Below are 19,447 nucleotides of genomic sequence, written 5' to 3' on the forward strand. Positions count from 1 at the left end.
AAAGTTTTATTTACAAAATATACGAATAATTACTATGGACTTTTACTTAGTTATTTTAATAACATTTATAGAAGGGTTTATTACACTGATAGATTAATTAGCAAAATATAGTAATTTATGATACAAATTCTGTTTTAGCCAGCTTTCTGATATATTGCAGTCGGTATAGATGAGAACTTGTATCATCGTGGCGAGAAAAAACTGATTTTAACCAGATGCCTTGCTTTGCGATGTTTAAGCTGTTGTGCTTTTAATTTGCACTAATATTTTTTTCAATATGATTGTGGGGTGGGCATCTTGCCCGCCCTGATAGTGCAAGTTGTATACGTAACAGCTTACTAGAGGTTACGTCTACGCTGATTTCAAGCAACTGATTCGCTTCATTTTCAACAACCAGTGTCTCCAGAGATTTTTTCACTAGTCTTGGAAGCCGTGCAAAAGTAACTTACCTGATTTATTTACGATCAACCTTGATTCTCAAAGCTTGTAGTTTTGAAATTAGGTAACTTTTTCATGCATATCTTCCAAAAGCGCGGATTTCAGCTTCAAACATACCACGAACCAGAGTATATGTTTATCGAAACACTCATCACAGAGCCGATTCATTTTTTTAGAATCGTTACCATTGTCATCTTTTCCATAACTTTGCATGAACTTGCTCACGGCTGGGCTGCGATGAGTCAGGGAGATAACACTCCACAACAGACTGGTCATCTGACGCTGAATCCTGTAGTTCACATGGGCAAAGAATCAATCATCTTTCTCTGTCTTATGGGTATAGCTTGGGGACAAATGCCCGTCAACCCATCTAAGTTTCGCTCTGGTAAGCTAGGCAATATTTTGGTATCAGCAGCTGGGCCATTATCAAATCTGGCTTTAGGTATTTTATTTATTATGGTGCTGAAATTTCTTTCTAATCTCAGTCTTTCAGAATTTTTAAGTGAAGATTTTTTTTATTTAGCAGCTCGGATTAATTTGACATTATTTCTGTTTAATCTCTTGCCAATTCCACCACTTGATGGGTTTCATGTTTTCAGTGAAATTTTTCCTAAGCTAAAGCCATTGCAATATACCCAATTCGGACTCTTTGCAATGATGCTTGTATTCATAATTCCAGAATTTGGGATGGGACTTGGTAGCATTGCTGATTTAGTTATACAGTCAGCACTTGGGGAATAATCAGCAGCTTTTTCAGCAAAAATAGATTATTTATATAGTAATCCTATTTTATTTGTGATAATTGTAAGCCATAGATCCCCGACTTCTCAAAGAAGTCGGGGATTTTTTGGATCACAAGTGATTTAGGATAGCCACCTTTTTGCTATAATATTCAGTTTTGGCATAAATGCTGATAATACTATCACCAACTGCAAAAAAATTACCTTCTTGCTCATGCTTAGAAAATTGCAAATTTGGATATTTAACAGCAGCTTCGTCAGCAGTCATGGCTTTAGCTTTCATTTGCTCTGGCAATAGTCCAGTAGAACCAATGTAAAATACTAAGGGAGATATTTTATCTTGATAGATATTTTCTGCATATTGTTCTAACTTTTTATTTGCCACTGTTAAAGCTGCAACCATTTCTTCTTTGTTTATCTGCTTACCAGTTTGTTTATCCTGCAATAACTGCGCTAAACTATCAGCACCAACTTTTTGAAGAATACCTCCAACAATACCATTTTGCTCAAGCCCAAGAAAATCATCAAAAATTGGTTTCATCAATTCGTCAACTTTTGTAATCTTGGTGCGTGATGAAAGTAATCTGTGTCTAACAGCGAGATTCTGATTAAATGCCGTCTCGAAACTCGGCTTAATGATAATTTCTCCAGTTTCTTTGTCATAAAGACGATACATTCTATTGAGAAATTTGTTAGCAGAAGGTAATTTACTCAAGTTCAGAATATCTTGACTGCCGATATCGATTTTATAACTCAATTTTGAGTCAAGAGTACCATTAGCTAAAGCTTCGCTGATGTCAGTATATTCATTGGTTGTAGGAAAGTTGATGTAAGTATTCTTAGACAGATAGTGCTTTTTAAACTCATCTAACTGCGCCTCTATAAATACATCTGATTCCTGTTTCAAGTGAGCGCAAATAATACTAGTCAGTACTTTGATTTCTGCTAGTTCATTGAATAGTCCATCAATACTGCTGTAACGACTATTAGCAGCTACAAGTGGCAAGTTATCTAACTGAATCGTATATTCTGCCCGAAAGTCAAATTCTTCTACGTCCAGTATGCCTTTTTGTTTGAGTAAATCAAAGACTTTTTTACTGCTAATTTTGACTTGTAATGACTTTATGTTGATTTTGCCGTCACTTACAATCGTGTAATTATTAAAAGTGTTGAGGTCATTTACTAACAAGCCTGCTACTTCAATAGTAGGAGTTTGGTCTTCAAATTTGGCAAGTTTAACTCTACGTTTGACAAGCATATTGATAGTAGCAGTGTTGCGGCTAAACTGAAACTCGCCCATGTCAACATACTCAGCATTATCTATATATTCTGTTGTTAACCAAGGTTGTAACAGTTCTCCATTTTCGTTTCTAACACCTCTAATACGCTTAACACCTGTTCTTTGATAATGTTCTTGTAGGTGTTTGATGTTGATGATAATATTGTTGCGATATTCTGCAAAAATTTGGATTAGTTCTACTAGAGAAATTTTATTGTCGCTCATATTGTCACCTTGCGAATAAAGGTCAATAATCTTTTATAGCAACGGTTATTGAAGTCTATTAATATTCCAAAATAAACTGTTCTTACCGTGCGAAATTTAATGGTAAGTTCGTGGACGATTGAGGGTTTAAGTTTAAACGCAGAGGGGCGCAGAGTATAGCGCAGAGGAGCGCAAAGTTTGTTTGAGTCTATTCGCTAGGAATTTAGGCAACGCGAAGAACAGTCTTGTACATTTATAGTACAATTGTATCATAAAAAGGGCTAGTTGTGTAGGCGTAGCCCCTGGTAGATATCGTTGTGCAATGAGGTGTTATGGTGTTGCTGAATAATGTCAGAATATATGCTTTCTAAGCTTTGCACTCTTGAGTGACTTTGTTTTGAGTCTAGATTTAGGCTCCGGGTTTGAAATAATCGAAGAGGCGATCGCCTGAATCTGCGCGAATCAATGCTACAACTACATCTGGTAAGGCAGTTAAACTGGGGTAAACCAAATAACGCGGTTCCCAACGCGGGCGGAACTTGTCTTTGTAGGCGTGCAATCCTTTGAAGTTGTAGAAGCGATTCAAATGCTCGTAAAGATAGTGCAATACTTTCTCCAAGCGGCGTGATTCCGGGTTATCTCCAACTCCAGCAAGCGCCGAAAGACCGAAATTAAAGCTGTCGTAGCCACCCTCTTTAAAATGCTGGAGCAGGGAAATAAATAGAAAGTCCATTGTGCCATTTTCAAGAGACGAGCGATGTCGCATCATGTCAATAGTCGCTTCGTTAAGTTGGTACTCCCGGATAATGTTGGCAAAGGCGCTAATCTGACCTTCAGGATTATGCACCACAGCAATTTCGCACTCTCGCAGGTAAGCTTCGTCAAACCAACCCAAAGAAAATTGTTTTTCCGAACCTTGTACCATTTTCAACCATTCATCACTCACAGGTTTGAGCCGATGCAATAAATCATTGGCAATGGGTGGTTGGTAAAAGTCGATTTGGTATCCTAGTTTAGTTAAACGACTAATTGATGGTCTAAAGTTTTTACCAGCTTTACCTTGTAACGTAAAACTTTTTAAGTCAACGATCGCTTCCTCTCCAATCTTGAGTACCTTAAACCCCAATGATTTGTAAAGCTCAACATCATCGGGCATAGTTTGGTAAAAGCCAGGATACCAGTCATTACGCTGACAAAACTGTTGGAAAGCAATAATTGTCTCTTTGCGGTCTTCAATGGGGCCGATAGGATCTCCCAAGGCGATCGCGCCCCGTCCTTTGGGAACATAAGCAATTACACTATTACCCGAAGGACTGAAATAATAACTTTTATCATTTAAGAGTGTAAGTGCTGCTAAAGAAGAACATCCATATTGTTCGACAATTTCTTTAACTCTTCGTTGCTCGTTTGTAGTTGCTAGATTGCGCCAAAATACAGGTTGCAACAACATAACTATTGCATAAGTAATAGTACCTGCGGCGATAATATAGATAGAATTAGCAAAAAATTCTCCAAATCGACTCTTTGGTTGCAGTCCCCAATTATCCTCGGTGAAGAACATCGCCAAAGTCTGAACTATCGCTTCACGCCAATTAAAATTCTCTGAAAACTTACCATCTAATAAGTAAAATCCAATAGTTCCGTATGCCAGAGTAAATAATAAAGCGCCTATCAGCACTCTGACTCCCCGTGCAATGGAAGGACGGTCTGATTGCGCCGTGAAAAAATGGCGCATCCAAATTAATTGCACTAGCAAAACTCCAGAGAGTAGACTTTCTTCATAGTCCAGTCCCTTCAGCAAGTGGCTGCAAATGGAAATTACTAGTAAAGCAATGGTTAGTAACCAGGCTATTCTTTTCCGGCGTAATAAATTAGTAGCAAGTGTTAATAAAACAAACCCAGTCAATGCTGCGAATATATGACCGCTGGCGCGAATTTCAAATGGTAAAAATTCCTTTAACCAGTGAGTCCGCCCATACAGGTTAGGTGTCACTGCTGATAATAAATTTACTACTCCGACTAAACCTGTTAGGAAAACTGCACTCCAAAGTCCAATCTTAGTTTTTAAATTATTTGTCATTTTTCGTTAGTAGTTAGGAGTAAAAAGTTAGGAGTTAGGAGTTTTCAATTTTTAACTCTTAACTCCTAATTTCTAACTTTTTAAACTGTTCCCCTACATACGAGAGTGAATCTTTAAGATGTTTGTGGAAGTAGTTCCAGCCTACATTAGCACCAGACAAACCATGACCTCCAGGAAATGCATAAAACACGTGAGCAATGCCTAATTTATTTAAGGTTTCGTTGAAGGCTTTGGTAGAAGCTAGCAAATTAGTATCGTTTACACCCGCATCTAGGTAAACGCGCAATCGCTTCCTATCTTGAACGGTTAGCTGTTGCACAATTTGTTGAGGACTATTTTGTGAACCGCTGTCATCAGTAAAGTAACCACTGTGGCTAAACAAAATCTGAAAGTTATTGAGATAGCGTAATCCGATATTAAATGCACCCCATCCTCCAGAAGATAGACCTCCTAGCGCCCAAAATTGGGGTTCTTTCAAAGTGCGGTAGCGCGACTTGACAACTTGTACTAATTCTGAACCAATTAAAGTTCCCACTTTGCCATTCGGCCCATCAAAGTAATCGGGGTCGTATAAAGGACTAGAACCGCGATTATCATTACCATCAGGTGTAATCACAATCGATGGCGGTAATTTTCCATTTTGATAAAGTTCATGCAATACGTCTAAGAGTGCGTATTTATTAGCATAAGCACGAGCATCATCATGACCACCGTGTAGTAAGAATATCACAGGGTAGCGCTTTTGTGGATTGTTATTATAACTAGGAGGCAAAATCACACCGTAGTTACGAACTGCACCCATCGCTTGGGAGTTGAAGGTTGCTAATTGAAACTTTAGCCCGGTATTTGCCGCTTTTTTAGGTGGGTCTAGTTGTGGCGCACCTAAGATGAATACATAATAATAACCTGCGCCAGTGAAGAGTGCGATCGCTCCTACTAAGCTAATTAACAATTTATAAATCTTCATATTCTTTATATTCTTTTAAATAAAAAATCACCTCCATTAAAACTTACTATAATGAATCTTTTGAAAAATGGCAGTATAGTTTTTCACCTTGGATTTTAAGTATCAACTGCTCGGCAAAATAGTATGATTTCTACTAATAGTCTATCAAGTTTAAATTCATGGGTAATTAAGTTCGTAGTAAGGACTTTAGTCCTTGATTTTCTAAGAGGATGTCTGAAAAGTTTTTTTGTATACATCTAACCCTTGGAGATCCCCCTTAAAAAGGGGGACTTTAAGACTCTTATTCCCCCCTTTTCTAAGGGGGTTAGGGGGGATCAAGAAATATTTGATACTTCTTAGACATCCTCTAAGCACTAAAGTGCTTACTACAAACTTTTTATTACTAGTTTAGACATTGTACTATGGATTTTAAATTCTTTTGAGCATTTTTTTATGATTAATACTTAAATTTTTATCAGCCATATTTGCTGTTTCAGAAGCTCGAAATTGTTCGCCGACAAATATCAATGAGTTTGCTAAATGTTTCCGCCAGTATTGCCAAGTGTGACTGCCAGGAAATTCATGAAATGAATTATAAATTTTCAGTTGATTTAACACTTTACTAAATCGCTCTGCTTCCCTGATTTCATCAGTATCTGATGTACCCGAATCTAGATAAATTTTTAACCTTTTTTGGGCTTGTATAGGAATGGTTTTAATATAAAATATTGGGCTATTTGCTGGGCCACTTTTATCATTAAAATAACCACTATGACTAAATAAAATCGAGAAACGATCTAGGTTGTGTAATCCCACATTGATTGCTCCCCAACCACCAGAAGATAAACCACCTATCGCCCAAAAATCTGGATTATTGATTGTACGATAACGGCTTTGGATAACTTTTACTAACTCATCGCCTACAGCTGTTGAGACTTTACCGTTAGGGCCATCGATATATTCGGGATCTCGGTACGGACTAGAGCCGCGTTTGTCGTTGCCATCTGGTGTAATGATGATGCTGGGTGGCAACTTACCTGTAGCATAAAGTTGTTCTACTGTCTTGAGAGCTTGTCCCTTATTCTGAATAAACCAATCACTGGGATTACCATGTCCACCGTGGAGGAGAAAGATTACAGGATACCTTTGTTTGGGGTTTTGCTCATAGCCAGGAGGTAAAGAAACGCCATAAGTGCGATTTGCACCCATTGCTTGACTATCGTAGGTTTCAATTTTGTAGGTTAGGAGAGTCGCTGAGTTGCTAGTATTGCGCTGGGTTGTCAGCACGGAAGGCGTTGTTTGTAAATCCTGCTGTTGCGGTGGTTTTGCGACGACACCTTGGGAAAAATTACAGCCAACTAGGGTTAATACTGAAAATAGCAAGAGAATTCTAGATTGTTTGTAGTTCATTTTTGAAAGGCATTGAGCATGGCGTAGTTAGTTGTTGCTTGCCTTCAAAAGCTTATGCAAACTGTATGTCAACGCTGTGTCAACAAGATGGAAACTTTACGACTAGTTGTAAATTAAAAGTCAAGAGTTAGGATAAGTTTCTTCATGATGCTTAAAAAGCTGCAACTCAATTTCAGTTCTTTGTTTGGCTTGTTGTTGCTGGTGCTTTCCCTGTTGGCGATCGCAAACGAGTTACGTCAGTATAATTATCGTGATATCCTCAACTCTCTAGCTGCTATTCCCAAAAGTCGCTTAAGCTGGGCAATTTGGCTGACAGCTTTCGGCTATCTAGTGATGATTGGGTACGATATCTTAGGTTTTAACTACATTAATCGTTCTTTAAGTTGGAATAAGATAGCTTTCACTAGCTTTATTAGCTCTGCATTTAGTAATACCATCGGTTTTGCCTTGCTGACTGGCAGTGCTATCCGTTATCGATTTTACTCAAGTTGGGGTGTGTCAGCAGTTGCGATCGCTCAAGTCATTGCTTTCGCCAATTTTACTTTTTGGTTGGGAATGTTTGCCGTTGCAGGTTTATTGTTCCTCATCAACCCCCTGAAGATTCCCACTCAATTACATTTACCTTTTGCTACTGTGCGTCCCATCGGCGTAATTTTTCTGCTATTAGTTGCGGTTTATTTACTAGGAAGTATTTTTATTAAACAACCATTAATAATTCGTGGACATGAATTTCGATTTCCTTCTTTTACAATATCTCTGGCTCAAATAGCAATTTCTAGTTTTGACTGGATTCTGGCGGCAGCAGTTCTTTATGCTTTACTTTCTAGCAATATATCTTTGTCATATTTAGACTTTTTGGGAATTTATTTACTAGCGATGTTTGCGGGTGTGGTTAGTAATGTCCCTGGTGGTTTGGGAGTATTTGAAACTATAATTTTGCTGATTCTCTCCTCAAAAGTTTCGGCGGCGGCAGTTTTGGGATCAATGTTAGCTTATCGGGGAGTCTATTATTTCTTACCTTTGCTAGTAGCAGCAGGTTTACTAGGACTTTATGAAATTAGATTTAGAAAGGGGAATTAAAAAATAAACCTCTTGTATGAATCAAAAGCCCTCATCCCCAAACTCCTTCTCACAACTGTGGGAGAAGGGGAGTAAATTTCAAAGTCCCTCTCCCAAACTTGGGAGAGGGATTTAGGGTGAGGGCTTTTGATGTCAAATTTGTAAAATCAGTAACTACTGTTATTTTTAAATGCGGAATCCTGCGGTGCTATCTTCACATTCGGCGGCAGAAATTCCTAATTTTTGCTGAGGCGATCGCTAAATAAATCCCACGAAAATAGTAACAGTTAGTTGCAAATTTTGAAGTAGATTTCCATAAATCATTATCAAAATTTGGTTTTACTGTTTGAGGATAGAAATAATCATGAAAAACAAAGTATTGTTTGGCGCTATATTCATGGCAACTTGGGTAGGAACATTAATTCCCAGTGCTTTTGCTGCTTCACCCTGTTCTGCGGGACAAAAGGCTGAGGTTCTTTGGAAGGAAACATGGTATTCAGCAACGGTACTTAAGGTTAATGATGAGAAGTGCTATATTACCTACGATGGTTATGATAGTTCCTGGAATGAGTGGGTTGGCACTACACGCTTTCGGGCATCATTTCAAGCTGGAGATGCAGTGAGAATTTTGTGGAAAGGAAAATGGTATCCAGGGCAGGTTTTAGAAGTTAGCAACGATCTTTATAAAATTACTTATGATGGCTATGATAGCTCTTGGGATGAGTGGGTTGAACCTTCCAGGGTAAGCAGATAGAGAATATTTCACTTTTATAAGTTTAAAGGGACGATTTCACCTGTTGGAGTCGTCCCTTAATTTGTTTTATCAAAACAGAATTCAGGAGTCAGGAGTCAGAATTAAGAATGAATTTTGTACAACTGGTAAGAGGCTGTTAGACTAAAAGCCATAAGTGAAATCTCGTATATTTTGGGAAACTTATGGAGCCAGTATCACTGACAGCAGCTGCGATCGCAACCTTGGTAATTATCAAAGCCTTTGAAAAAACTGGGGAAATCATCGGCGAAAAGGCTTGGAACGAGGGCGAAAAGTTGTTAGTTTTGCTCAAACTTAAGGAACCTAGCACGGCGAAGCTTATCGAACTGGCTCAAACACAACCTTTAGATTACAATCAGGCTTATCTTGTTGGACAGCAAGTAGAGGAAGCGGCGAAGAAAGATCCTGAAATTGCTCAAGCTGTGGAAGCTGTAGCCAATGAAGCACAACCTCAACTGACGAACACTATTATTGAAAATTGGCAGGGGATAAATATTAAAGGTGGAACTAATACCATTTCTGGTAACACCTTAAACTTCTGACTAAAGTCGCCCGAAGGGGAATTGATACTTTCTACTGAAATACCGCAAAATTTGCCCCTGAGTGGGGTGGTGGAGTTTGTCGGGCGTGAGGAAGAATTGCAACAACTCCACAAACTTTTGCAGGATAATAAACAAGTTGCCATTGCTGCTATTGCAGGGATGGGTGGAGTTGGTAAAACAGAACTCGCCTTACAATATGCCATCAAGTACCGCGAAACATACAACGGTGGGCTTTGCTGGTTGCTACCAAAAAGTGGGGATGTGGGCATTCAAGTTGTGCAGTTTGCCAGAACGCAGCTTGACTTAAAGCCGCCAGAAGATTTTGACATACTCGCCCAAGTGCAATACTGTTGGCGGCGTTGGCGTGGGGGTGATGTGTTGCTAGTGCTGGATGATGTCAGCGACTATGACGAAGTTAAGCCTTACTTACAGTCGCTACCTTCTCGGTTTAAAGTGTTGATGACTACGCGCCAGAACTTGGGACGCATCGCAAAGTTATCTTTGGATGTGCTGCAACCAGAGGAAGCGCTGGAGTTATTAAAGTCTTTACTCAAAGAAACACCGGGGCGAATTGAAAAAGAATTAGCTTTAGCAAATCAGTTGTGTGAATGGCTGGGATATTTACCTTTGGGTGTGGAATTAGTAGGGCGCTATCTGGCGCGGAAACAGGATTTATCTTTAGCAGAAATGTTGCGGCGGTTGGAGAACAAGCGATTAGATGAGCGTTCTCTGTCTAAATCTAAGTCGGAAGCTGATATGACAGCACAACGAGGTGTGTTAGCTGCCTTTGAATTGAGTTGGCAGGAATTAGAGAACGACGATAAACAATTGGGTTGTTTATTGAGTTTATTTGCAGCCGCACCCATACCTTGGAAGTTGGTGGAACAGTGTTTACCAGAGGAAGATGTCGAAGATTTAGAGGAAATTAGAGATGATACCTTGCTGAATCTGCATTTAGTTCAGCGCAAAGGTGAGGGAATATATCAACTGCATCCACTGCTACGGGAGTTTTTTCAATATAAGTGTAGAGGTTTAGATAAGGGAGAGGAATTAAAGCGATCGCTTTGTGGAGTAATGGTAGCAGTTGCTAAAAATATTCCTGAAACTCCCACACTTGAGCAAATTACCTATGTCACCCCTACTATACCTCATTTAGCTGAGGTAGCGAAGAATCTTATTCAATACGTCAGCGATGATGATTTACCTTGGTCTTTTGTCGGCAACGCTCGATTTTACAATGGTCAAGGTTTATATAACCAAGCTTTACTTTGGTATGAGCAGTGTTTAGAAGTCACTAAAAAGCGCTTGGGTGAAGAACATCCAGATGTCGCACTTAGTCTCAACAACCTAGCGTTACTCTACGACTTCCAAGGCAGATACAGCGAAGCCGAACCCCTTTACATCCAAGCTTTGGCACTCTGCCGCAAGCTGCTCGGAGAAGAACATCCATCTGTCGCCACTAGCCTCAACAATCTAGCGTTACTCTACTACTCTCAAGGCAGATACAGCGAAGCCGAACCTCTTTACATCCAAGCTTTGGCACTCTACCGTAAGCTGCTGGGTGAAGAACATCCAGATGTCGCACCAGTCTTCAACAACCTAGCGTTACTCTACTACTCTCAAGGCAGATACAGCGAAGCCGAACCCCTTTACATCCAAACTTTGGCACTCTGCCGCAAGCTGCTGGGTGAAGAACATCCAGATGTCGCACTTAGTCTCAACAACCTAGCGTTACTCTACCGCTCCCAAGGCAGATACAGCGAAGCCGAACCCCTTTACATCCAAGCTTTGGCACTCTGGCGCAAGCTGCTGAGTGAAGAACATCCATCTGTCGCCACTAGCTTCAACAACCTAGCGTCACTCTACGATTCCCAAGGCAGATACAGCGAAGCCGAACCCCTTTACATTCAAGCTTTGGCACTCTGCCGCAAGCTGCTCGGAGAAGAACATCCATCTGTCGCCACTAGCCTCAACAATCTAGCGTTACTCTACGATTCCCAAGGCAGATACAGCGAAGCCGAACCCCTTTACATCCAAGCTTTGGATATTTGTGAGCGGCGATTAGGTGTGGATCATCCAAATACTGTTACTATTCGTGGAAATTTAGTATATCTTCGCGATCGCCTCTCCTCAAATCCAGAATAAGCTAGTTTTGTGCAAAGCTACCGTGATAAAACTGAAAAGTGCGTTAGCGGAGCTTACCGAAGGTATCGCTCAAACTCAGATTTTCGTGTTCTGAGGTGGAATGATGGTGTTGTAAAGGCGACGCCGAATAGCCCGTCGTAGACATCACTCTCCTAAATCTTATTAATATAGACTAAGAGCGATCGCTTCTTGGTAAATCTTAAAGGCTATTCCATTCATCTAGCGTCATTTCCCGCTCTAAAATCACCTCAACTTCCCCAATCATCATCCGCAATTGCGGTACAGAATACTCATCATTAGAGGTGAATAGTTAGACGATGTTGCCCATAAACCATAAACTGATGTCTTGTTCCAGAATAAGTCCCCTCAAACCCAATCCGTCGTAATTTCTTGACAAAATCCCGACGCTTACACGGTATCCATCGGCTCAAGGCTCGGCTCCTTGTTGAGGTCAATATTATCAATTACTGGTAGAGAATGTGCCAGCTTTAACCCAAGTAAAATCCAGTCTTCCAGTGTTGAGCGTAATTCATCTTCACACTCGCGTAAAGTCAATGCAAAGGCTATCACTCCTTTGCAAACAGGAATTCTACCTGTAAATGTACCATCTTCTAACTTGTCATAAATTGCCTGGGCGATCGCTCGGTCAACATAGTCGCTCAGAATAAATCTTATCGCCATGAAATCTCGCGTTGTCCTACCAGTTTAATTTTACGTTAAAAAATTGATTGTAAACCCATAAGCGATCGCCTCCCCCCAAATCCAGAATAAGCTAGTTTTGTGCAAAGCGTACCGTGAGAAAACTGAAAAGTGCGTTAGCGTTCGCGCAGCGTCTCGAAGAGAAGCTCACCGTTCGCGTAGCGTTCCGTAGGAAAGGTATCGCCTGGACTAAAATTCATATTGAACTCAGTAAAAATGCCATTCGACTTACTCAAAATGAGCTTTTACTTTCTCAAAAGCAGCTTTGACTTACTCAAAATAAGCTTTTACTTTCTCATTTTGGTGTTTTCCGCAAGCAAAATAAGCTTTGACTTACTCAAAATAAGCTTTTGCTTTCTCATTTTGGTGTTTTCCGCAAGTAAAATAAGCTTTGACTTACTCAAAATAAGCTTTTGCTTTCTCATTTTGGTGTTTTCCGCAAGTAAAATAAGCTTTGACTTACTCAAACCCCAGTTTGCTTACTTATTTGAGTAATTCACGCATTATTTTGGTATATCATTGAGCCGAAAGCTATTATGCAGTTGTGAATGATGAAGAGCAATGTCTCCCACAACAAAAAATCAGCTACGATAAATCATATAATTATCTTCACAAACATAGCAATGTTAATTACATACACTGCAAAATATACAAAAACTAATAGCGGATATATGGGACAACTCATTGAATGGCAAGAAGTCATCACAGAAGGAGAAACCATAGAAGAATGCAGGGCTATGTTGCAAGACGCAACCAAAGAAATGATTCTTGCCTATCGTCAACAAAATAAAGAAATTCCGACAGGCGGTTCTTTGCTGGAACAAATTCCGATAGAGGTTTGAGTGTGTCAGTCAAACGAAAAGAGCTAATTAAATACTTAGAGCAAAATGGCTTTTATTTATTAAGGGAAGGAGGAAATCATTCTATATATACTAATGATATGAAAACTCTTCCAGTAAAACGACATCGTACCATTGATCGTATTACTGCTAATGAGATTTGTAAACAAGCAGGTTTATCACCTAATTTTTAACTGCCACTTATAACCGTCGAAGGTAATGAAATTTTGGGCGGCTTGTAAACTCAGTGAAGGCCACTATTTGCAAGTTAAAGAAAAACTATTTGCTCTAGAAACGGTTGCCAGTTTATATGCCAAAATCAAAGAATATCAAGATAATGAGACTCTACTTTAAAGTGTAAATCGACAAGCGATCGCTTAAAAAGGAATCCATTCCAACTGATCGATCCATTCTTCTGCCTCAGTAGTCTCCCAAACTAGCAATAGTTCTTGTGCTAATTGCCCTATTGGTATTCTCGGACGCAACCAGAATAAGCCCCAAATATGTCCACCTTCTGCCCAATGTGTCTCTAAATGAGCCGGCATACTAGCGCGGTTATCTGTCACTAACAGCCGTTGAGATAATTGCAGATAACGCAATACGTCAGGGTCTAAAGTTCCTAATATCGGTGCATTACTTTCACCCACGCGCAAAATATCTATTGCTGGGTTAAGACGAAGAACAGCTATTTTCAGACGGGGTGACAAATTTTCATCGAGCAAAAAACGAACTTTCACTAAGCACTTACCTGACGTTCATTTCTTTGAGCTTTTAAGATTCTGAGGCGCTGTACCAAAGGTGAAGGATTTGTAAGCGATTCTTGGTAACGCTGTTCCCGCCATGTTGCCAGACGTGACAGATAAGCTTCGATATCGGCGCGATTATGGAGATAGTAAGTAATAGTAGCGTGAATTTGTTCCAAACTCAAACTAGGTAGATTAGCAGCAATTTCTTCCGGCGTATATCCTTCCAAGTAATAATCAAGTACATTGTCGATGCCGATACGGTGTCCTTTCAGACGAATATCATCGGCTGATAAAAAGTCAAAATAATCTTCTAGTTGCATAGGTCTACCCAAATGGAGTTCATAGCTATATTATCTAGCCTCAAAGCCTTGAATGATGGTGTTGTCAAGGCGTAGGCTCTAGAAAAGAAGTGTAAATCTACAAGCGATCGCTCTTAAAGAAGCGATAAATCGCCGTCTTTACAAGAATGAATCTTTTGTAAAGACGGCGATTTATCGCGTCTCTTGCCTTAACGGAAACGTATTGGATTATAAAGTATACTTGCCATCAATAAATATCACTCAAACCTTGAAGTTTCAACTATGATAGCCTCGCCCCAACAAAACTATCTGACTGCTGAAGAATACCTCCAACTGGAGGAACAGAGCGATATCAAGCATGAATACATCGACGGCTACATCTACGCAATGGCTGGAGCGCTAGATCCACACGTTACCATTGCGGGAAACCTGTTCGCTCTCCTCCGTAATCATGTACGCGGCTCTGGTTGTCGTGTTTACATCGCTGACATGAAAACCAGAATTGAATCACTAAATCGCTTTTATTATCCCGATGTGATGGTTACTTGCGATCGACGAGATCGAGAAACACCAGGTTATAAAAGATTTCCCTGTTTAATTGTCGAAGTTTTATCTAATTCTACCGAAGCTTTTGATCGAGGCGATAAATTCGCCGATTATCAAACACTGGAAAGTCTGCAAGAGTATGTTTTAATTAATACAAAACGTCAGAGAGTTGAGTGTTTTCGACGCAATGAACAAGGGTTATGGGTTTTACAATCTTACACATCAGAGCATCAATCATTTCGACTCAATAGCGTGGATTTTGAGGAAACAATGGCAACACTCTACGAAGATGTAGTTTTTGAATGATCAATTATTATAGGGCATTCGACGCAATATTTAGTAAACTATATAACTGATAAGCCTTGAATGCTTCCTAACCAGACGGAAGCGTTGATGAAAGCAGGCACAATTGATTAAAAAAAGTTATGGCGCTCATAGTTCAGAAATACGGTGGTACATCTGTCGGTTCAGTCGAACGTATTCAAGCTGTTGCACAGCGTGTTTATAAAACTGTTAAAGCTGGAAACTCTATTGTCGTAGTGGTTTCGGCAATGGGCAAAACCACCGATGGACTCGTCAAACTAGCTACTGAAATTTCTCCAAATCCTAATCGCCGGGAAATGGATATGCTGCTTTCTACTGGCGAACAAGTAACCATTGCCTTACTCAGCATGGCTTTGCAGGAACTCGGACAACCCGCAATTTCCATGACTGGCGCTCAAGTAGGAATTGTTACTGAAGCCGAACACAGCCGCGCTCGAATTTTGCATATTGAAACTACTCGCCTAACTCGCCACATAAATGAAGGTAAAGTAGTTGTAGTAGCAGGCTTCCAAGGTATCTCTAGCGCCGGAGAGATGGAAATTACGACTTTGGGGCGTGGTGGTTCCGACACATCAGCAGTGGCGATCGCAGCCGCATTAAGAGCGAATTTTTGCGAAATTTATACAGACGTTCCAGGTATTCTCACTACAGACCCCCGCTTAGTTGCCGAAGCCCAGTTGATGGATGCCATCACCTGCGATGAAATGTTGGAATTAGCTAGCTTGGGCGCAAAAGTGTTACATCCCCGTGCTGTGGAAATTGCCCGTAACTATGGTGTTCCCCTTGTAGTTAGGTCTAGTTGGACGGATCAGCCAGGTACTTGGGTGACATCAGCCAAACCCCAAGGGCGATCGCTAATCAATTTAGAAATTGCCCGTCCAGTAGATCATGTAGAATTTGACACTGACCAAGCAAAGGTTGCTTTGTTGCGCGTACCCGATAAACCAGGTGTTGCAGCGAGATTATTTGGCGAAATCTCTCGGCAAAAAGTAGACGTAGATTTGATTATTCAATCAGTTCATGAAGGTAACAGTAATGACATTGCCTTTACTGTCACCACACCAATATTAAGACGAGCAGAAGCAGTAGCAACAGCGATCGCCCCAGCACTGAGAAGTCAATCTAATCCCAAGTTGGAAGAAGCCGAGGTAATGGTAGAACATAACATTGCCAAAGTCAGCATCGCAGGCGCGGGAATGATTGGCCGCCCTGGGGTAGCGGCAAAGATGTTCGCCACATTAGCTGAAGCTGGCGTGAATATTCAAATGATTTCCACCAGCGAAGTGAAAGTAAGTTGCGTAGTCAATGCCAACCAATGCGATCGCGCCGTCAATGCACTCCGCACTGCCTTTGAAATAGAAGCAGGGGAGCAGGGGAGCAAGGGAGCAGGGGAGAGTACCTGCATAGATTCTCCTCTGCCCCTCCCCCCCTCTGCCCCTCTGCCCAATTCTCCTCCCGTTCGCGGTGTTGCCCTTGACTTGAATCAAGCGCGTCTTGCTATTCGCCAATTACCAGATCGTCCGGGGATGGCGGCGAAGTTGTTTGGATTATTAGCGAAACATAATATTAGTGTTGATATGATTATCCAATCTCAGCGCTGCCGGGTGATTGATGGTGTTCCCAGGCGAGATATTGCTTTTACAGTCTCGCGGATAGACGGGGAAAATGCCAGAGAAATGCTTACCCAAGTAGCGGCAGAATTAGGATGGGGTGAAGTTGTTTTAGATAGTGCGATCGCTAAGGTGAGTATTGTTGGTGCAGGTATGGTAGGACAACCAGGTATTGCCGCTAAAATGTTTGAAGCTTTAGCCCAACACCAAATCAATATTCAAATGATTGCCACCTCAGAAATCAAAATTAGTTGTGTTGTGGCACAAGAGCAAGGTGTTAAAGCTTTGCAAGCCATTCATGCAGCCTTTGAACTAGCTGGTAGCGAGAAATTTGTCGTGCCAGCGTAAAATCTTAATCAATGAGCTTTCACCCTAAATCCCTCTCCCAAGCTTGGGAGAGGGACTTTGCAATATACACGCGGTAGCAACCCACGTAGCGATCTCATTGGAAGTTGCTTAATAAATAAATATTTATATTTTAAAATCAGTAGTAATAACACTTAAGCTATAATCGAGCAATTTATCAGACTATAATTTTATATTGATGAATAGTCATTTACTAGATGGACATTATCAAATACTAAAAGTTCTCAATGATGGGGAAAAAGAAAAAACCTATCTAGTTGAAGATGTTAATCTTAATGGTGAAGAATTTGTAGTAAAGCAGTTATCTCTTCCTAATAGCAGTCCTCAAGCTTTAACAATCCTACGCCGCTTGTTTGCCAGCAAGGCAGCAACTTTAGAAAAACTCGGACAAGAACACGACAAAATTCAGAATCTCATTGCTTCTTTTGAAGAAAATGAAGAATTTTATCTAGTCCAAGAATTCATACCTGGTAATCCTTTAACTGACGAAATTATCCAGGGACAACTTCTCAAAGAAGACCAAGTAATTAGTCTTTTGTCAGAGATATTAGAAACTTTGGTCGTTGTACATAGCTATGGCATAATTCATCGGAATATTACACCAGCAAATATTATTCGTCGGGAATCAGATAAAAAGTTAGTTTTGGTTAATTTGGGTACTTTCAATGAAGCACTCGATAATACTGTTGGCAATTCCGAGTATATGCCTATAGAGCAAATTAACGGCAACCTCAAATACAATAGTGATATATATGCTTTAGGTATAGTTGCGATCGCAGCCCTGAAAGCTTTACCTGCAAAGGAAATATCTAATTTGCGAAGTCAGAAAAATAAGCTGACGGGTGAAATAGTTTGGCGCGATAAAAATCTCAAAGTTAACAGAAAATTAGCAAAAATTATTAATAAAATGGTGCGTTTTGATTATCGTAAGCGCTACCAGTATGCAACGGAAGTCTTAGAAGACCTGAAAAAGTTAATCAATGTTGATGACGATCAGCAAAAACAGCATCAGAAAAAATTATTACTAGTTCTAGCAGGGATAGCTGGATGTATTACCCTTAGTGTTGCAGCGTGGCAATTGAGATCGCCAAAACTTGTAAGTAATGCTCAAAAGACATTATACCAAGAGGGAGTAAATAAATATGAGTCAGGAAACTATGAAGGAGCAGTTGAAGATTTCAATCAGGCTATTAAATTAGATCCGCAAAACGCTTTGGCTTATAATCGGCGAGGCGATGCTTATTATCGATTAGGAGACTACGAGCAAGCACAAGCAGATTCTAGCCAAGCTATTGTACTTAATCCTCAAGATGCTAATGCCTATTTTGACCGAGGATTTGCTTTTTCGGCATTAGGCAAATACAAAGAAGCGATCGCAGATTATACTCAAGCAATTAAGTTAAATTCTAAAGATGCATACCCTTACTATGGACGAGGATTAGCTCGCGCTCAATCGAAGGATAATAAAGGTGCAATTGAAGATTTTAGCAAAGCGATCGCTCTTAAACCTCAGTATACTGAAGCCTACTTGCAACGAGGTATTCTTCGCCGTCGCCTCAAACAAAGACTTGAAGCAATCCAAGATTTTGATAAAGTAATTAAAATTAATCCCAGTGATGCTAAAGCTTATTATCAAAGGGGTTTAACTCAATCTATTAATAAACAAAAATCTGAAGCGATTAAAGATTACACAGATGCAATCAACATCAATCCCAAATACATAGAAGCTTATCTGAATCGTGGCGATATTTACAGCGATCTAGGAAATAATGTAGAAGCTACTGAAGATTACAACACTATTTTACAGATCGATCCTAAATTTATTGCAGCTTATATTCACAGAGGTATTCACCGCTTTTCTTTTGGAGATTATAAAGGCGCTATTGAAGATTACACCGCAGCGCTAAAACTAGATACTAATAATGTAGCAGCTTACAACAACCGTGGTAACGCTTATCTCGAACTGGGAAATAAAAAAGCTGCAAATCAGGATTATTCACGAGCGATCGCAATTAATGCTAACAATGCCTTAGCCTATTATAACCGGGGTGTGATTCGCACCCAGCAGAAAAATAAACTGGGTGCGATCGCAGATTTCCAAAAAGCTGCAAAACTATTCCAACAGCAAGGGGAACAAGATAGTTATCAAGATGCACGGCGGGAAATTGCAATTCTGCAAAATAATTCAGCGCCAGCGCCAACTACGCGCCCTAAATCTGGGAAAATAGAAAAAAATTGAGTTACCACTCAATATAGTGTTGACTATCAACAGTCAAAACTCTTAGAGAGTGATTGTGCTATTTAAATGTGTTTTACTTTACAAATTTACGACTATTACTTTATCAAGCTAGTTTTGATGGTTTGTAGTAAGCACTAAAGTGCTTATAAAACAAGGACTAAAGT

18 protein-coding genes are annotated in these 19,447 nt (G+C 40.1%); 11 read left to right on the plus strand and 7 right to left on the minus strand.

Annotated elements, in window-relative coordinates; translation table 11 throughout:
- The first annotated feature begins 570 nt into the window (after positions 1-570).
- The gene (locus tag ACM0OX_RS04895; protein WP_414513634.1) at positions 571-1,179 is read left to right on the plus strand and encodes a site-2 protease family protein; all 609 of its coding nucleotides are present in this window, start codon (positions 571-573) and stop codon (positions 1,177-1,179) included.
- Positions 1,180-1,290: 111 nt separating this feature from the next.
- Here ACM0OX_RS04895 and ACM0OX_RS04900 read toward each other — a convergent pair whose 3' ends face one another.
- The 4 genes from ACM0OX_RS04900 to ACM0OX_RS04915 all read right to left on the minus strand — a co-directional run bounded on the left by ACM0OX_RS04900 (position 1,291) and on the right by ACM0OX_RS04915 (position 7,097).
- Complete coding sequence (locus tag ACM0OX_RS04900; RefSeq protein WP_414513526.1) at positions 1,291-2,682, minus strand: hypothetical protein; 1,392 nt, start codon at positions 2,680-2,682, stop codon at positions 1,291-1,293.
- A gap of 388 nt (positions 2,683-3,070) precedes the next feature.
- Positions 3,071-4,741 (minus strand): phosphatidylglycerol lysyltransferase domain-containing protein, encoded by a 1,671-nt coding sequence (locus ACM0OX_RS04905; RefSeq protein ID WP_414513528.1) that lies wholly within the window; start codon positions 4,739-4,741, stop codon positions 3,071-3,073.
- 58 nt (positions 4,742-4,799) lie between these two features.
- Positions 4,800-5,708 carry an alpha/beta hydrolase gene (locus ACM0OX_RS04910; protein ID WP_414513530.1) on the minus strand — a complete coding sequence of 303 codons (909 nt, stop codon included), beginning with the start codon at positions 5,706-5,708 and terminating at the stop codon, positions 4,800-4,802.
- A gap of 408 nt (positions 5,709-6,116) precedes the next feature.
- A complete protein-coding gene (locus ACM0OX_RS04915; RefSeq protein ID WP_414513532.1) occupies positions 6,117-7,097 on the minus strand; it encodes an alpha/beta hydrolase in 981 nt (326 codons plus the stop codon).
- A gap of 147 nt (positions 7,098-7,244) precedes the next feature.
- On the opposite strand from ACM0OX_RS04915, the gene ACM0OX_RS04920 reads away from it, so the two are divergent.
- From ACM0OX_RS04920 to ACM0OX_RS04935, 4 genes are all read left to right on the plus strand, one after another.
- Entirely contained in the window at positions 7,245-8,177 is a 933-nt protein-coding gene (locus ACM0OX_RS04920; protein WP_414513636.1) for a lysylphosphatidylglycerol synthase domain-containing protein, read from the plus strand.
- Between the two features lie 343 nt (positions 8,178-8,520).
- Positions 8,521-8,910: an agenet domain-containing protein gene (locus tag ACM0OX_RS04925; protein ID WP_414513534.1), complete on the plus strand. Its 390-nt coding sequence runs from the start codon at positions 8,521-8,523 to the stop codon at positions 8,908-8,910.
- Positions 8,911-9,092: 182 nt separating this feature from the next.
- Complete coding sequence (locus ACM0OX_RS04930) at positions 9,093-9,470, plus strand: hypothetical protein (RefSeq protein WP_414513535.1); 378 nt, start codon at positions 9,093-9,095, stop codon at positions 9,468-9,470.
- A gap of 66 nt (positions 9,471-9,536) precedes the next feature.
- Entirely contained in the window at positions 9,537-11,615 is a 2,079-nt protein-coding gene (locus ACM0OX_RS04935) for a tetratricopeptide repeat protein (RefSeq protein ID WP_414513638.1), read from the plus strand.
- Positions 11,616-12,023: 408 nt separating this feature from the next.
- On the opposite strand, the gene ACM0OX_RS04940 is transcribed toward ACM0OX_RS04935, so the two are convergent.
- Positions 12,024-12,296, minus strand: coding sequence for a type II toxin-antitoxin system HicB family antitoxin (locus ACM0OX_RS04940; RefSeq protein WP_414513537.1), 273 nt, complete (start codon positions 12,294-12,296; stop codon positions 12,024-12,026).
- A 641-nt stretch (positions 12,297-12,937) separates the two neighbouring features.
- Between ACM0OX_RS04940 and ACM0OX_RS04945 the strand changes: the two genes are divergently transcribed.
- From ACM0OX_RS04945 to ACM0OX_RS04955, 3 genes are read left to right on the plus strand one after another with little or no spacing between them, the layout of a single operon-like run.
- Positions 12,938-13,156, plus strand: a complete 219-nt coding sequence (locus ACM0OX_RS04945; RefSeq protein WP_335229223.1) for a type II toxin-antitoxin system HicB family antitoxin — start codon at positions 12,938-12,940, stop codon at positions 13,154-13,156.
- Positions 13,157-13,158: 2 nt separating this feature from the next.
- A complete protein-coding gene (locus ACM0OX_RS04950; RefSeq protein ID WP_334696181.1) occupies positions 13,159-13,347 on the plus strand; it encodes a type II toxin-antitoxin system HicA family toxin in 189 nt (62 codons plus the stop codon).
- 25 nt (positions 13,348-13,372) lie between these two features.
- Complete coding sequence (locus ACM0OX_RS04955) at positions 13,373-13,507, plus strand: hypothetical protein (protein ID WP_414513539.1); 135 nt, start codon at positions 13,373-13,375, stop codon at positions 13,505-13,507.
- 23 nt (positions 13,508-13,530) lie between these two features.
- On the opposite strand, the gene ACM0OX_RS04960 is transcribed toward ACM0OX_RS04955, so the two are convergent.
- Positions 13,531-13,890 (minus strand): DUF5615 family PIN-like protein, encoded by a 360-nt coding sequence (locus tag ACM0OX_RS04960; RefSeq protein ID WP_414513541.1) that lies wholly within the window; start codon positions 13,888-13,890, stop codon positions 13,531-13,533.
- Complete coding sequence (locus ACM0OX_RS04965) at positions 13,890-14,219, minus strand: DUF433 domain-containing protein (protein WP_414513543.1); 330 nt, start codon at positions 14,217-14,219, stop codon at positions 13,890-13,892. The genes ACM0OX_RS04960 and ACM0OX_RS04965 overlap by 1 nt, the downstream gene beginning before the upstream one ends.
- Before the next feature lie 261 nt (positions 14,220-14,480).
- Here ACM0OX_RS04965 and ACM0OX_RS04970 point away from each other — a divergent pair, with 261 nt between their 5' ends.
- The 3 genes from ACM0OX_RS04970 (at position 14,481) to ACM0OX_RS04980 (ending at position 19,283) form a co-directional block, all read left to right on the plus strand.
- Positions 14,481-15,050: a Uma2 family endonuclease gene (locus tag ACM0OX_RS04970; protein WP_414513545.1), complete on the plus strand. Its 570-nt coding sequence runs from the start codon at positions 14,481-14,483 to the stop codon at positions 15,048-15,050.
- A gap of 119 nt (positions 15,051-15,169) precedes the next feature.
- Positions 15,170-17,026 (plus strand): aspartate kinase, encoded by a 1,857-nt coding sequence (locus tag ACM0OX_RS04975; protein WP_414513546.1) that lies wholly within the window; start codon positions 15,170-15,172, stop codon positions 17,024-17,026.
- A gap of 196 nt (positions 17,027-17,222) precedes the next feature.
- On the plus strand, positions 17,223-19,283 hold the full coding sequence (locus ACM0OX_RS04980; protein ID WP_414513548.1) for a tetratricopeptide repeat protein: 2,061 nt from the start codon (positions 17,223-17,225) through the stop codon (positions 19,281-19,283).
- The last annotated feature ends 164 nt before the right edge of the window (positions 19,284-19,447 follow it).

Source organism: Nostoc sp. PCC 9305, from assembly GCF_963920915.1.
Taxonomy (GTDB): domain Bacteria; phylum Cyanobacteriota; class Cyanobacteriia; order Cyanobacteriales; family Nostocaceae; genus Nostoc.

Bases quoted from the DNA above. Each gene is read 5' to 3' on its own strand.
- ACM0OX_RS04895 (WP_414513634.1), top strand. From the start codon at position 571: ATGTTTATCGAAACACTCATCACAGAGCCGATTCATTTTTTTAGAATC.
- ACM0OX_RS04900 (WP_414513526.1), bottom strand. From the start codon at position 2,682: ATGAGCGACAATAAAATTTCTCTAGTAGAACTAATCCAAATTTTTGCA.
- ACM0OX_RS04905 (WP_414513528.1), bottom strand. From the start codon at position 4,741: ATGACAAATAATTTAAAAACTAAGATTGGACTTTGGAGTGCAGTTTTC.
- ACM0OX_RS04910 (WP_414513530.1), bottom strand. From the start codon at position 5,708: ATGAAGATTTATAAATTGTTAATTAGCTTAGTAGGAGCGATCGCACTC.
- ACM0OX_RS04915 (WP_414513532.1), bottom strand. From the start codon at position 7,097: ATGAACTACAAACAATCTAGAATTCTCTTGCTATTTTCAGTATTAACC.
- ACM0OX_RS04920 (WP_414513636.1), top strand. From the start codon at position 7,245: ATGCTTAAAAAGCTGCAACTCAATTTCAGTTCTTTGTTTGGCTTGTTG.
- ACM0OX_RS04925 (WP_414513534.1), top strand. From the start codon at position 8,521: ATGAAAAACAAAGTATTGTTTGGCGCTATATTCATGGCAACTTGGGTA.
- ACM0OX_RS04930 (WP_414513535.1), top strand. From the start codon at position 9,093: ATGGAGCCAGTATCACTGACAGCAGCTGCGATCGCAACCTTGGTAATT.
- ACM0OX_RS04940 (WP_414513537.1), bottom strand. From the start codon at position 12,296: ATGGCGATAAGATTTATTCTGAGCGACTATGTTGACCGAGCGATCGCC.
- ACM0OX_RS04945 (WP_335229223.1), top strand. From the start codon at position 12,938: ATGTTAATTACATACACTGCAAAATATACAAAAACTAATAGCGGATAT.
- ACM0OX_RS04955 (WP_414513539.1), top strand. From the start codon at position 13,373: ATGAAATTTTGGGCGGCTTGTAAACTCAGTGAAGGCCACTATTTGCAA.
- ACM0OX_RS04965 (WP_414513543.1), bottom strand. From the start codon at position 14,219: ATGCAACTAGAAGATTATTTTGACTTTTTATCAGCCGATGATATTCGT.
- ACM0OX_RS04970 (WP_414513545.1), top strand. From the start codon at position 14,481: ATGATAGCCTCGCCCCAACAAAACTATCTGACTGCTGAAGAATACCTC.
- ACM0OX_RS04975 (WP_414513546.1), top strand. From the start codon at position 15,170: ATGGCGCTCATAGTTCAGAAATACGGTGGTACATCTGTCGGTTCAGTC.
- ACM0OX_RS04980 (WP_414513548.1), top strand. From the start codon at position 17,223: ATGAATAGTCATTTACTAGATGGACATTATCAAATACTAAAAGTTCTC.